11 protein-coding genes are annotated in these 13,596 nt (G+C 64.7%); 9 read left to right on the forward strand and 2 right to left on the reverse strand.

Features of this window, described 5'->3' with window-relative positions; translation table 11 throughout:
• Positions 1-56 precede the first annotated feature (56 nt).
• On the reverse strand, positions 57-1,535 hold the full coding sequence (locus AC239G_RS06490) for an arylsulfotransferase family protein (RefSeq protein WP_139469668.1): 1,479 nt from the start codon (positions 1,533-1,535) through the stop codon (positions 57-59).
• Positions 1,536-1,632: 97 nt separating this feature from the next.
• On the opposite strand from AC239G_RS06490, the gene mfd reads away from it, so the two are divergent.
• The 5 genes from mfd to eno all read left to right on the forward strand — a co-directional run bounded on the left by mfd (position 1,633) and on the right by eno (position 8,259).
• Entirely contained in the window at positions 1,633-5,235 is a 3,603-nt protein-coding gene (mfd, locus tag AC239G_RS06495) for a transcription-repair coupling factor (protein ID WP_446655833.1), read from the forward strand.
• Positions 5,236-5,355: 120 nt separating this feature from the next.
• Positions 5,356-5,550 carry a CsbD family protein gene (locus tag AC239G_RS06500; protein ID WP_139469666.1) on the forward strand — a complete coding sequence of 65 codons (195 nt, stop codon included), beginning with the start codon at positions 5,356-5,358 and terminating at the stop codon, positions 5,548-5,550.
• 63 nt (positions 5,551-5,613) lie between these two features.
• Positions 5,614-6,063 carry a MazG nucleotide pyrophosphohydrolase domain-containing protein gene (locus AC239G_RS06505; RefSeq protein WP_229663869.1) on the forward strand — a complete coding sequence of 150 codons (450 nt, stop codon included), beginning with the start codon at positions 5,614-5,616 and terminating at the stop codon, positions 6,061-6,063.
• Entirely contained in the window at positions 6,060-6,902 is an 843-nt protein-coding gene (locus AC239G_RS06510) for a tyrosine-protein phosphatase (RefSeq protein ID WP_446655832.1), read from the forward strand. The genes AC239G_RS06505 and AC239G_RS06510 overlap by 4 nt, the downstream gene beginning before the upstream one ends.
• 76 nt (positions 6,903-6,978) lie before the next feature.
• Positions 6,979-8,259 carry a phosphopyruvate hydratase gene (eno, locus tag AC239G_RS06515; protein WP_139907336.1) on the forward strand — a complete coding sequence of 427 codons (1,281 nt, stop codon included), beginning with the start codon at positions 6,979-6,981 and terminating at the stop codon, positions 8,257-8,259.
• 446 nt (positions 8,260-8,705) lie between these two features.
• Here the strand turns inward: eno and AC239G_RS06520 are convergent, their stop codons facing one another.
• Positions 8,706-9,803, reverse strand: a complete 1,098-nt coding sequence (locus AC239G_RS06520) for a DUF559 domain-containing protein (RefSeq protein WP_181270299.1) — start codon at positions 9,801-9,803, stop codon at positions 8,706-8,708.
• Positions 9,804-10,290: 487 nt separating this feature from the next.
• On the opposite strand from AC239G_RS06520, the gene AC239G_RS06525 reads away from it, so the two are divergent.
• The 4 genes from AC239G_RS06525 to AC239G_RS06540 are packed head-to-tail and all read left to right on the forward strand — an operon-like array spanning position 10,291 to position 13,509.
• Positions 10,291-10,785, forward strand: a complete 495-nt coding sequence (locus tag AC239G_RS06525; RefSeq protein WP_172168647.1) for an FtsB family cell division protein — start codon at positions 10,291-10,293, stop codon at positions 10,783-10,785.
• Positions 10,785-11,312, forward strand: a complete 528-nt coding sequence (locus AC239G_RS06530; protein WP_139469661.1) for a DUF501 domain-containing protein — start codon at positions 10,785-10,787, stop codon at positions 11,310-11,312. The genes AC239G_RS06525 and AC239G_RS06530 overlap by 1 nt, the downstream gene beginning before the upstream one ends.
• A gap of 8 nt (positions 11,313-11,320) precedes the next feature.
• On the forward strand, positions 11,321-12,268 hold the full coding sequence (locus tag AC239G_RS06535; RefSeq protein WP_181270301.1) for a Ppx/GppA phosphatase family protein: 948 nt from the start codon (positions 11,321-11,323) through the stop codon (positions 12,266-12,268).
• Positions 12,265-13,509, forward strand: a complete 1,245-nt coding sequence (locus AC239G_RS06540; RefSeq protein WP_229663870.1) for a S8 family peptidase — start codon at positions 12,265-12,267, stop codon at positions 13,507-13,509. Before AC239G_RS06535 ends, AC239G_RS06540 begins: the two co-directional genes overlap by 4 nt.
• Positions 13,510-13,596 lie beyond the last annotated feature (87 nt).

Raw genomic sequence — 13,596 nt, forward strand, 5'->3', positions numbered from 1 at the left:
GTTCCGTTAGGCCCGTTATCGCCTCGAAATATTCACGACCGGTCCAACTCCCGAAACTATCTGTTCTGAGGCTCCGCTCTGGTCGACCCGAGGGACTTGCCGTCCGCGTCGAGAGCTTCGACGATGATCGTCGAACCGTTCGGGGTGATGTCCGCCGCCGTCTCGAAACCGCTGCGCTCGACCTCGGTGTTCTCGACGAGGTGCTCCTCGTCGTCACCGCTGAGCACCCTCCACGAAGCCACCTCGGTGGCACCGTTCCAGCTCATGTGCACCCGAGTGATGTCGGACTGCGGCTGTGACTTCGTGGCCGTCGGGGGAGCAGTCGGCTGGGCATGCCAGTCGAAGCGGTAGGCGCGGTAGTTCGATCCGCCGGTGAAGGTGAGGTCGGCGAGCAGCTTTCCGTCCTTGGAGAACTCGGAGATGTAGGGCTCCGAACCCCAGCCGAGGACGACGTTGCCGCCCGGCAGCTCCTGGAAGTTGCCCTGACTGCCCGACGAACGGTCGTCGGGGGCGGGATACTCCGTGACCACCTCGGCGCGCTTCCTCTTCTCATCGACGTCGAGGCGCAGACCGCGGGTGTCGCCGAGCCGAGGCGCGGCGTGGTTGTCGAACAGGGTCAGCGTCCCATCGGAGCGGCGCTGGGCATCGTGCTGCCAGGCGAACTGTGCGCTCTCGCCCATCTCGAAGTCCGAGGCCTTGCCGCCGAGGACCCAGTTGAGATCGCCACTCTTCCGGTCGAGCTGGTAGACAGCGTGGGTATTGCGCGCCGAGACGAGGAGAGCCCTGCCGTCATCGTCCTCGGACACGGAGTTGAGGTGGATGTAGTCGAAGGGCTCGTCCTTCGTGCCCTCGCCTTCCTTGAGCTCCGTCTCGGTCTGATCGATGGGCACGGCGTCGAGGGAGCGCCATTCGAACAGGGGATCACCGCTTGCGATGTCGACCTCCTGGACGATGCCCTCCCAGGCCCAGCCGTCCTCGGCTCCGCCGACTGAGCTGAGATCCGTCTGCGTCTTCACGTAGGAGATGAGGAACATTGTGTCATCGGCGGTGATCGTCGTCTCGTGCAGGTCGGACGTGTCCTTGGGAAGCTCGCCGCCCATGCCGACACGGGCGATCTCCTGATACGAGTCGTCGAGGACGACAACCTCGCCGGCGGTGTGCGGAGTCTCGGCCAGTCCCTCCCACCAGGTGAGCACCGGCTTCCCCTGATATTCCTGGACGCGCAGATCCCACAGCGCCTCGGAGTCGTCTCTGATCCACACCGGGTCACCGGCGGAGTCGAGGATGAGCCCGCCCACCCAGGACGTGTCATCGGTCTGCGTCTGTCCCTTCGGGGCGAGGAAGGTCTCCAGGTCTCCGTTGTCGTCGGGGAAGGCCCCGGCGTCGATATCGACCTTCGGCGGGGCGAGTTCGGGGCGGGAATGGAAGTCCCACCGTTCGGCGACGGCGATGTCGTCATCGGCATCGGCCGTGCACCCTGCGAGCAGGAGCGTCGCCGCAGCCAAACCTGCAAGGACGGTTCTCTTCATGGCCATATGCTCATCCTCACACGTTTTCGACTCCCGTGGTCCTCGGGCTTTGTCGAGAGGGCGCCGAATGGGTCGTGTCAGCCGCGTGGCCTAGACTGTTCGGGTGCTCAACGGACTCGATCTCACCCGCCGGAATCCCACCATCACCGAACTCGTCGCGGCCTTCAACGACGCCAACACCGACGGTGGCACGATCGATGCGATCAAGGGACTGTGGCCGTCGATCCTGCGCCGCACCGTCACCACCGACGGGGCCGCCTCGGGGCCTCAGCTCATCGTCACCGCCACGACACGTGAGGCAGAAGACCTCGCCCAGGCGCTGGCCGACTGGGTGCCGTCGGCGTCGATCGCGATCTTCCCCAGCTGGGAGACCCTGCCGCACGAGAAGCTGTCGCCGCGGTCGGACACCGTCGGCCAGCGCCTCGAGGTGCTGCGCCGCCTCGCCCACCCCACTCCCGGCCGGGAACTGACCTTCATCATCGCGCCCGTGCGCGCCTTCCTCCAGCCCCTGGCCAAGGGGCTCGGCGACATCGAACCGGTCGAGCTCGCCGTCGGCGACGAATACGAGATCGATGACCTCGCCGAACGGCTCACCGAACTCGCCTACTCCCGAGTCGACATGGTCTCCAGACGCGGCGAATTCGCTGTGCGCGGCGGAATCGTCGATATCTTCCCGGCCACCTCGGAGCGAGCGCTGCGTGTGGAGTTCTTCGGCGATGAGGTCGACGAGATCCGCGAATTCTCCGTCAGCGACCAACGCTCCATCCCCACCGACGACGGTGACGAACCCCTGCGACTGTCGGCACCGCCGTGCCGGGAGCTGCTCCTGACCGATTCGGTGCGGAAGCGGGCCGCGGAACTCGCCGAGGATGTGCCCAGCGCCGCAGATATGCTCGACAAGATCGCCGGCGGAGTCGCCGTCGAAGGGATGGAATCGCTCTCCGCCGTCCTCGCCGACGGAATGGAGCCGATGATCGCTCTGCTGCCGGCCGGATCGAAGATCATCATCACCGAACCCGAACGCGTCGACGCCCGTGCCACGGACCTCGTGGAGACGACGAACGAATTCCTCGAGGCCGCCTGGACCGGAGCAGCCAGCGGGGGAGAGACCCCGATCGACCTGTCTGCCGCCAGCTTCCGCACCGTGGCCGAGATGGCCGAAGGCGCTCGCCTCATCGGCCTGGCCTGGTGGGAGATCGGCGGATTCGCCACCGACGAGGAGCTCGCCGGTCCCGAGGAGAACATCTTCTCCGTCCCTGCCCGCATCCCGAAGGGCTATGCCGGAGACGTCGAGGCGATCCTCGCCGACGTCAAGGCACTCATCCACGACAAGTGGCGCATCCTCGTGCTCACCGAAGGCCAGGGCCCGGGCCGACGCATGGTCGAGGTGTTCTCCGAAGCCGGAGTGCCCGCCTCCTTCGTCGACGACCCGACCGATCTGCCCGAAGCCCTGGTGACCGTGACGACGGCCGCGTCCTTCGGCGGCTTCGTCTTCGACGATCTCAAACTCGCCGTGCTCACCGAGGCGGATGTGCTCGGTCGGGCTGCGGCCACCTCGACGCGGGATATGCGCAAGCTGCCCACCCGTCGTCGACGCAACCAGGTCGACCCGCTCAACCTGGCTCCCGGCGACTACGTCGTCCACGACCAGCACGGCGTCGGACGATTCGTCGAAATGACCCAGCGGACCACAGGGCGAGGTGCGAACAAGCACACCCGCGAATACCTCATCATCGAATACGCGCCCGCCAAACGCGGACAGCCCGGTGACCGCCTCTACGTTCCCAGCGATGCTCTCGACCAGGTCACCCGCTATGTCGGCGGGGAGAGCCCGAACCTCAACAAGATGGGCGGCGCCGACTGGCAGTCGACGAAGGCGAGAGCCCGCAAGGCCGTCAAGGAGATCGCCGGGGAGCTCATCCGACTGTATTCGGCCCGCCAGGCCACCGTCGGCCACGCCTACGGGCCGGACACTCCCTGGCAGCGTGAACTCGAAGACGCCTTCCACTATGTCGAGACGGCCGATCAGCTGACCACCATCGACGAGGTCAAATCGGACATGGAGAAGACCGTGCCGATGGACCGTCTGATCTGCGGCGATGTGGGCTATGGGAAGACGGAGATCGCGGTTCGTGCCGCGTTCAAGGCGATCCAGGAAGGCAAGCAGGTCGCCGTGCTCGTGCCGACCACTCTGCTCGTCCAACAGCACTATGAGACCTTCGCCGAACGCTACTCGGGATTCCCCGTCACCATCGGCGCCCTCTCCCGGTTCCAGACCAAACAGGAATCGGAGAAGGTCAAGGAGGATCTCGCCGCCGGCAAGCTCGACCTCGTCATCGGCACCCACCGACTGCTCAGCGGCGAGGTGCGGTTCAAAGAACTCGGACTCGTCATCATCGACGAGGAGCAGCGTTTCGGCGTCGAACACAAGGAGACTCTCAAGGCGCTGCGGACGAACGTCGACGTCCTCGCCATGTCGGCGACCCCGATCCCGCGCACCCTGGAGATGGCGGTGACCGGCATCCGCGAGATGTCGACCCTGGCCACACCTCCGGAAGAGCGGCACCCGGTGCTGACCTATGTCGGCAAACGCGAAGACAAGCAGATCAAGGCTGCGATCCGACGCGAGCTCATGCGCGAAGGACAGGTCTTCTACATCCACAACAGGGTCCGCGATATCGAAGCAGTCGCCGGACACATCGCCGAAATGGTGCCAGAGGCGCGAATCGCCATCGCCCACGGCAAGATGAATGAGACCCGACTCGAACAGGTCATCGTCGACTTCTGGGAGAAGAAATACGATGTGCTCGTGTGCACGACGATCGTCGAAACAGGAATCGACATCGCGAATGCGAACACGCTGATCATCGACAACGCCGACAAGTACGGGCTCTCCCAGCTGCATCAGCTGCGCGGACGCGTGGGACGTGGACGTGAACGCGCCTACGCCTACTTCCTCTACCCGCCGGACACTCAGCTGACCGAGACCGCACACGATCGTCTGACGACTCTGGCCGCGCACACCGAACTGGGTGCCGGAATGCAGGTGGCGATGAAAGACCTCGAGATCCGCGGGGCCGGCAATCTGCTCGGCGGCCAGCAGTCCGGCCATATCGAAGGCGTCGGCTTCGACCTCTACGTCCGACTCGTCGGAGAGGCCGTGGCGAAGTTCCGCGGCGAGGAGACCGAACCCGAGGCGGACATGCGCATCGAACTGCCCGTCGATGCCCACCTGCCGGCCGACTATGTCGATCACGAACGACTGCGTCTCGAGGCCTACCGAAAGTTGGCCGCGGCGACCGACGAAGCACAGCTGCAGGAAGTCCTCGACGAGCTCATCGACCGCTACGGCCCCTACCCGGAACCCGTCGGTGTCCTTGCCGATGTCGCCAGGCTGCGCATCCGCGCCCGCGCTTCCGGGGTCAACGACATCGTCATGCAGGGCAACTTCATCCGCTTCGGACCCGTCGAACTCTCCGACTCCCAGGTGGTCAGGCTCAAGCGTCTGTACCCGAAGTCTCTGCTCAAACCGGCGCTGCGTTCGATCCTCGTCCCGAAGCCGATGGCGGGCACCGGATTCGATTCCAAGGAGATGACCGATTCGGACATCCTGCGGTGGGCGCACCAGTTCCTCGACGCCATCCTGCCTGTCGTCGAGTCGGATGCCGCGGAAGTCACGGAGGCCGGAGCTGCGAAGGACGGTTGAGAACTCTCCGACTGTTCACAGCTGTTCGGCCCACGAGCCAGGGCGGTGGCGTAGAGTGCGAAACGCGGAGACATCCGCAGCAAGTGCAAATCACGCAGCTGTCTACTAAGGAGAATCCCCATGGGTGTTGACGACAAGTTCGAGAACAAGGCCGAAGACCTCGGCGGCCGTGCCAAGGAGACCGTCGGTGATGTGACCGGTGACGACCAGCTCAAGGCCGAAGGTGCCACCGATCAGCTCAAGGCCAAGGCCAAGGACGTCGGCGAGTCGGTCAAGGACCTCGGTGCCTCGGTCAAGGACAAATTCTCGAAGTGACCGACGAATCGGCCCTCACCGCTTCTGCGGTGGGGGTCTTTCGTGCCGGCAGGAGGATATTTCGTGGGTGAACGTGACGAACCGGGACTCCAAGCGGTGATCGAAGCCATGGCGACTCTGCGACGACGGTGCCCCTGGTCGAGCCGACAAGATCATCAGAGCCTCGAGAAGTACGCACGGGAAGAGACGAATGAACTCATCGTCGCTCTTGAAGACTTCGCGACAGAACCCACTGCGGAGAATCGGGCGGCCGTCGTCGACGAGCTCGGCGACGTGTTCTACCAAGTGCTCTTCCACTCCGCCCTGCTCGATGAAAGCAGCGGGCGAGACTACGGTCACAGCCTCGGCGCCATCATCGATGGTCTCGAGGCCAAGCTCATCCGTCGTCACCCCCTGGCTTTCACCGACGATCCCGGAGATGAGATGGCATCGTTGGAAGACGTCGAACGCGAGTACCGCCGGATCAAAGCGGAAGAGAAGGCCGCAGCGCGAGGAGAGGACGGAAGTCGATGAGTCTGGAGAGGCTCGAGATCGAAGGCACGTTCAACTTCCGTGACCTCGGAGGGCCCGCCGCCGAGGCGGGGGAGAGCCGAGTGCGATCCGGGAAGGTGTTCCGCGCCGACGGTCTGGCGCAGCTGAGCGATCGGGCGCGCGCCGATATCGGCGAACTCGGCATCGGCACCGTCATCGATCTGCGCGATATCGGCGAGAGGGCGAAACTGCCGGATGCGCTCGACGGCCTCGACATCCGACATATCGAGCTGCCCGTCTTCGACGACCACTTCTTCCCCAGCCGACCATTGAGCAGGGAAGAGATGAAAGCCGCCGCCGAGGCGACAGGAATGGATCTCAGCGACCGGAGCCTCGGCCGCATCTACGAACTCATGATCACGCACTTCGGTCACCGGCTGGCCGCCGCCGTCGACCTGATCGCCGAACACTGCGCTGATGGTGTGGTGTTCCACTGCTCTGCCGGAAAGGATCGCACCGGTGTGATCGGGGCATTCCTGCTCGACCTCCTCGGTGTGGGACGGCAGGAGATCGTCGACGAATACGCGATCACCTCCACCCACCTGTCCGGGGGTTTCCTCGAGGCGATCACCAGGAACTTCTCCGATGCCGGGATCTCCGGCAATCTCGCCCAGACCGCCACCGCTGCTCCTCCCGAACTCATGCACGAGGTCCTCGATCGGATCGAGGCCGAGCACGGGACCGCCTCGGCGAAGGACGGGGGACAGCCGGGGGGAGTCGAAGCCTACCTGCTCGCGCACGGGATGGACCCGGCCACGCCCGGGCGACTGCGGCAATGCCTGCTCGAATCCGAGCCCAACCGGGGCCCGGACCGAGGGTGAGCCTGCGCGCGCGGTGCATTAAGCTGTCCTCCAGGCACATGTTCCCCATGTGAAACCAAACGCTAAGGAGTACTCAGTGGCCGAGATCGTTGCCGCAAACGCCCGTGAAATCCTGGATTCCCGGGGAAATCCCACCGTCGAGGTGGAAGTGCTGTTGGCCGATGAGTCCGTCGGTCGTGCCGGCGTTCCCTCCGGTGCCTCCACCGGAGAATTCGAAGCCGTGGAGCTGCGCGACGGAGATCCCGAGCGCTACCTGGGCAAGGGCGTCACCCAGGCCGTCGACGCTGTCGTCGACGAGATCCACGAAGTCATCGTCGGACTCGAAAGCGACGACCAGCGTCTCGTCGACCAGGCGCTCATCGAACTCGACGGCACCGACAACAAGTCCCGCATCGGCGCGAACGCGATGCTCGGCACCTCGCTGGCCGTGGCCCGCGCGGCAGCGGTCTCGGCGGATCTGCCCCTCTACCGCTACCTCGGCGGACCGAATGCGCACGTCATGCCCGTGCCGATGATGAACATCCTCAACGGCGGATCCCATGCCGACTCGAACGTCGACATCCAGGAATTCATGATCGCCCCGATCGGCGCCGCCAGCTTCCACGAAGCGCTGCAGTGGAGCGTCGAGGTCTACCACGCGCTCAAGGGAGTGCTCAAGGAACGCGGACTCTCGACCGGACTCGGCGATGAGGGCGGATTCGCTCCGAACCTCGACTCGAACGCCGCGGCGCTCGACCTCATCATCGAGGCCATCGACATCGCCGGGCACCGTCCCGGACGCGATATCGCCGTCGCCCTCGACGTGGCGTCCTCGGAGTTCTACGCCGACGGTGCCTACGAGTTCGAAGGCAGCAAGAAGACCGCCGAGGAGATGGCCGCCTACTACGAAGAGCTGCTGGCGAAGTACCCGCTCGTGTCGATCGAGGACCCCCTCGATGAGAACGACTGGGACGGCTGGGCGACCCTGACCGAGACGATCGGCTCGAAGGTGCAGCTCGTCGGCGACGACCTGTTCGTGACCAACCCCGAGCGCCTGCAGCGCGGTATCGACAACGCCACGGCGAACTCGCTGCTGGTCAAGGTCAACCAGATCGGTACCCTGACCGAGACCCTCGACGCTGTGTCTCTGGCGCAGACGAACGGCTACACCACGATGATCTCGCACCGTTCCGGCGAAACCGAGGACACGACCATCGCCGACTTGGCCGTGGCGACCAACGCCGGTCAGATCAAGGCCGGCGCCCCGGCACGATCGGAGCGCGTCGCGAAGTACAACCAGCTGCTGCGCATCGAAGAGCAGCTCGGAGATGCCGCACGCTACGCGGGCCGCAGCGCCTTCCCGCGCTTCGAAGCCTGAGGCGAGCAGGGCTCTGAACTCCCCGAGGCGGGGCCGGACGATCACAATGATCGCCCGGCCCCGCCTCGGGGTTTCCAGCTTCGGACCTCCCTCATCCGAGGCTTCTCGTCTCGAGTCTTCCCGCCTTCGGGCCTTCCTCCATCCGGGGCCGCATTTCTCACCGCGAAGTCTCCTCGTCGCGACGATTCTCCGTTGCCGGGCCCGGTTCACTGCGTCACCATTTGTCACCGGTGGTCTCATATCCGCCCACCGGCGACTATCCCTCGCGTTCCTCGTAATTTGCACCGTTGCACCACTCTGACGAGTCTCTATGGGTGAGGGACGGTCGAGCACCTGTAGGAGTTGCCGGCAACGGTGCGGGATGAAACTCTGCCAATCGCACCATGGGAGACGGTGTGCTCGACGAAATAGGGGTGAACGACAGCCGCGGTGCGGGATGCCTCGCCCTATGCAGCGATGTGCCGCCTGGTGCGGCGGTCCGCGGCGGTGCGCTGCGGTCCGCGATGCATCTGCGGCACAGATGCCCGCGGTGGGGACCAGGCGGTGGCGTTCTGCGCACGGCGGATGAACCGGAGGATGTCATAGAATTTCGCCTCCTCGAACAGCTCCTTCCAACTGATCCGAATCACCTGCCAACCTTGGTCGCGCAGCCACTGCTCGCGGCGGCGTTCCTGTTCGAGCTCCTCGCGGGGGACACCTGAACCGAGATAGAGCTTGCCGATGCCGTCGATCTCGATGATGAGACGAGCCCGGCGGTGACAGAAGTCGACGCGGATATCGCGCCTCAATGATTCGGCGTGAAACGTGACCTGCGGTTCCATCCCCGTGATCCCGTGTTCGTAGAATCGCACCGCGGCGACAGCCTCGGCGGGGGATTCGCGGCGAGAATCAGCCAGATCGATGGCCAGTCGCACTTTCGCGGAATTGCGCTTCTCCAAGCATTGAGCGAGTTTCGTGAGGATCTTCTCCCTGGTGGTCAGCTTTCGGTGCAGCGCATCATCGATCATCGGCACAGAGACGTCGAGGTTGTAGCTGCGGGCGACGTCGATGAGTGTGCGTTCGAGTGTGGTCACCTCGGCGCCGTTGATCGTTGCGCGGTGGTTCTGCGGGATGATGCTGCCGCGGACGTGGATAGTCTTGAATTTGCGGTTGGTGCCCCGCCGGACGACCTCGACCTGGTGGGTGACAGGGTGGGAGATGGGCAGATTGTGGATTAGTGCCGCAGAGATGTGCGAGAAGATCTCCGCCGGTGGGTTCGACTTCGCGTCGTCGGTTCTCCGATCGGCACGTTGTGCGAAGTGAGCCATCACCGAGGCGTTGAGATCGTTGATATCGTCGCGGATGACTCCGTGCTCGATGAAGACCTGGTGGACCTGTTCGGCGATGCTCGCCCAGAGCGGGCGATGGAAGTCCAGTTCGCAGACGTGGCGGACGAGATATGTGCCCCGCGACAGCCGTCGGAGGCAACATCTGCGGGCGCGCCTGATGTCGCCATGGTTGAATCCGAGCCGAAGGATGTCATCGGTGCTCAATAGTTTATACATGCATCTAAAATGCAATAAACGCAACCAAACAGTAATGAGCGCTCTCTTGTCTGTGGATAACTCTGTGGATAGGGCATTGATCGGGCGGAGCTCTCGCAAGATGACTGGTCGCAGGTCAGGTGATCGACGGCGGCGATCTTCGGACATCCGTCACCCCGAGGCGCATAACGCACCGCAGGAGCGAGGTGGTTTGCTGCCAAGAGTGAGGGGTGCCGTCGTGGGTGTAGGAGTTGGGGCTGCGGGGAGGGGGAAGCAGTAGTGGTGTGAGATGCCTGCGGGAGGCGAGGCTGAGATGGCTCCTGGGGCGGGCACGGGCTGAGGTGAGAGATGCTCGCGGGGGAGGAGTGGGCGGGACCGGACGTGACGGAGGATACGTGAGAATCGAACACGCCACGAGCTCGAAATCCTCGCGCAGGGAATGCGGACACGGCACACTTGGAGATGTTGCGACACTCTTCCCCGATCCCCAGTCGCAGAGGAAAGAAGCATGGTCCCGAGCAAGCCCAGACGAAGTGCCCCGAAATCGGCTCCTGGCAAAGCCACCCCTCGTCGACGCCCGAAACCGGTCATCGAAGCCGATGCCGGCACGGACGCCGAGGCGCGTGGCCGCCGCATGTCGGTGCGCACGGGAATCTTCCTCCTCGTCGTCGCAGCCGTCCTCCTCGCGTTCCTCTCGCCCCTGAACTCCGCACTCAAACAGGCCCAGCAGATCGCGGCCCTGAATAACGAGATCGAGACGACGAAAGCCGAGGTCAAGAGCCTCGAAGAGAAGAACGAGAACCTCAGAGACCCCGCCTACATCAAGCGCAAGGCCCGCGAAGACCAGTACTACGTGGAAAAGGGCAAGAACGCGGTCATCGTCACGAATCAAGAGGCCGTCGACGAGGAATCCGAGCCCGAACGGCCGGTTCGCAAGCAGGCCTGGTACCTTGAGTTGCTGGAGTCCATTCAGGAGACCGGCAACACCGTGGAGAAGAGCTGATGATCACAGAGTGCACCGAGGCGGATTTCGCTGTCCTCCAAGACCAACTCGGGCGCATTCCCCGAGGCGTCGTCGGCATCGCCGCCCGCAGCGCATCCGGTGAACCCCTCGTCGTCGCCACCGCTCCGCGCCTCGAGGACGGCACGCCGTTCCCGACGACCTTCTACCTCACCCATCCTGCCTACGTGGCCGAATGCTCGCGGCTGGAAGCCTCGGGAATCATGGCCGAATGGACTACGGAGATCGGCGAAGACGAAGAGCTCGCTGCCGCCTACGCCGCCGCACACCGGGCCTACCTCGACGTCCGCTCTGAGATCGGCTCCGCAGCGGGCCTGGCGGAAGTTGAAGAGATCAAGGATTACTCCGCAGGCGGAATGCCGAACCGGGTCAAATGCCTCCACGCCCTCGTCGGCCACTCGCTGTCCGCCGGGCTCGGCATCAACCCCATCGGCGACCGCGCACTGTCGTTCATGAACGATGTGCCTCCGCTGGCCGAGACCGCTGCCACCACCGAATCCACCGACTAGGACCTGCCATGCGTGTTGCTGCCTTCGACTGCGGGACGAACTCCCTGCGCCTGCTCATCGCCGATGTCGCCGCCGACGGCACCCTCACCGACCTGCGTCGCGAAACCCGGATCGTCCGTCTCGGCCAAGGTGTCGACGCCACCGGCGAGTTCGCACCTGAGGCGCTCGAGCGCACCTTCGCCGTGGCGAAGGAATTCGCCGAGGTGGCCGCCGAGTACCGGCCGGAGAAGCTGAGATTCGTCGCGACCTCGGCCAGCCGCGACGTGAAGAATCGCGATGAGTTCTTCGCCGGGATCTTCTCGATCCTCGGCGTCGTCCCCGACGTCATCGCCGGTGAAGAGGAGGCCCGGCTGTCCTTCCTCGGCGCCACTGTCGGCCTCACGGATGCTGACGGACCCTATGTCGTCATGGACCTCGGCGGCGGCTCGACCGAACTCGTCCTCGGCCGAGACGATGTCCAGGCGGCCGTGAGCATGGACATCGGGTCGGTGCGTCTGACCGAACGGCACATGCCGGTCGAAACTCCCAGCCAGGACCAGATCCAGGCAGCTCTGGCCGATATAGACGGCCAGCTCGACCAGGCCGCGCAGATCGTCGACTTCGCGGCCCCGCGCACTTTCATCGGAGTCGCCGGCACCGTCACCACCATCACCGCAGGCATCCTCGGACTCGAAAGCTACCAGCGAGAGCGCATCCACGGAGCACATATCAGCGTCGCCGACGTCGCTGACGAATCCCGAAAGCTTCTGGCCATGGACCGCCAGGCACGCACGGACCTGCCGTATATGCATCCCGGACGCGTCGACGTCATCGGCGCCGGATCGCTGCTCTTCGCCAGGATCGTCGCCCGCTTCGACCAAGCCGTGGCGGCCGCCGGAGGATCGCTGGATATTCGGATCTCCGAAACCGACATCCTCGACGGGACCGCGCTCGACCTCGCGCTGACGAGCTCGTGAGAGCCGCCGCGCGACTCCTCGCCGTCACGACCGTCGTCCTCGGACTCGTCGTCGGTACCACCCAACCCGTCATGGCCGCGCCGAAGGCCGGACCCGGCCAGTGGTTCATCAAAGACTACGGAATCGACAAGGTCTGGAAGAAATCCACGGGCAAGGGCGTCAAAGTCGCAGTGATCGACTCCGGCGTCAACTCCGACCACGAAGACCTCAAGGGCGTCGTGAAGAAGTCCAAGGACTTCAGCGGACTGGGCAAGGACGGAAAGACCCCGCTGGGAGGGAAGACCACGATCCACCACGGCACCGCCGTGGCCGGAGTCATCGCCGGCCGAGGAGTCGGTGCCGGGCCGACCGGCGTCGCCCCGGACGCCGAGATCCTGTCGGCATCGATGTGGCTGGGTCCCGACCGCCCCAAGGAATCCGGATCGACTCGAGAACAGGCCGATGAAGCCATCCGATGGGCTGTCGACTCCGGTGCGAAGGTCATCAACATGTCCTTGGGATGGGACGATCCGGGCTGGCCGGAGAGCTGGGACGAATCCTTCGCCTACGCCTACAAGAAGGACGTGCTCGTCGTCGCCTGCGTCGGCAACGCCTCACAGGGAGCGACCCAGGCATGGTCGCCGTCGACGGTTCCGGGCGTCATCGGGGTGGGCGGACTCGACCAGAACGGGAAGGTCCTCGACGACTCCACCGCACCCGGCACCGCCGTCGACCTCATGGGTCCGGCCAAGGACATTCCCATTCCGTACTACAGCGGCGGCTACGCCGAAGGCCAAGGCTGCTCGTTCGCCTCACCCGTCGTGTCCGGTGTGGCAGCGCTCATCCGCTCCGAGAACCCCGACCTCAGCGCCGATGAGGTGCGAGCCATACTGCAGTCGAGTGCCAAACCGGTGGACGGTCACAAGGGCGTGAGCAAGAAGGGCAAGCCCGACCCGATCGTCGGCTGGGGGCGCGTCGACCCGCAGAGCGCCATCAAGGCGAAAGCGCCCAAGAACGTCTCCTCCGCCGAGGATGAGCTGGCGGATTGGGTGAAGATGCATCGTCGCGGGGATGCGAAGTCAGAAGAGACCGAAACCGCCGCACCGGATGAGACCGAGAGCCCGAAGGCTCTCGCTCCGACCGATATCGTCGCCACGCAGTCGACACCGACACTCGGCTTCGCCGTCCTCGGGGCCGGAGCCCTGATCGCCGTGGTCCTCATGATCATCTCGATCGTCTCCTTCGCCCGCCGTCGCCACTGAGGCCAGGTGCAGAAACTGCTCTGATCTGGGGCGTTCGAGTCCGTGGGACAAACAATTAGTGAAAGTTTTCACAAGGGTCTAGCATGG

This window comes from Brevibacterium sp. Lmc1, assembly GCF_057654315.1.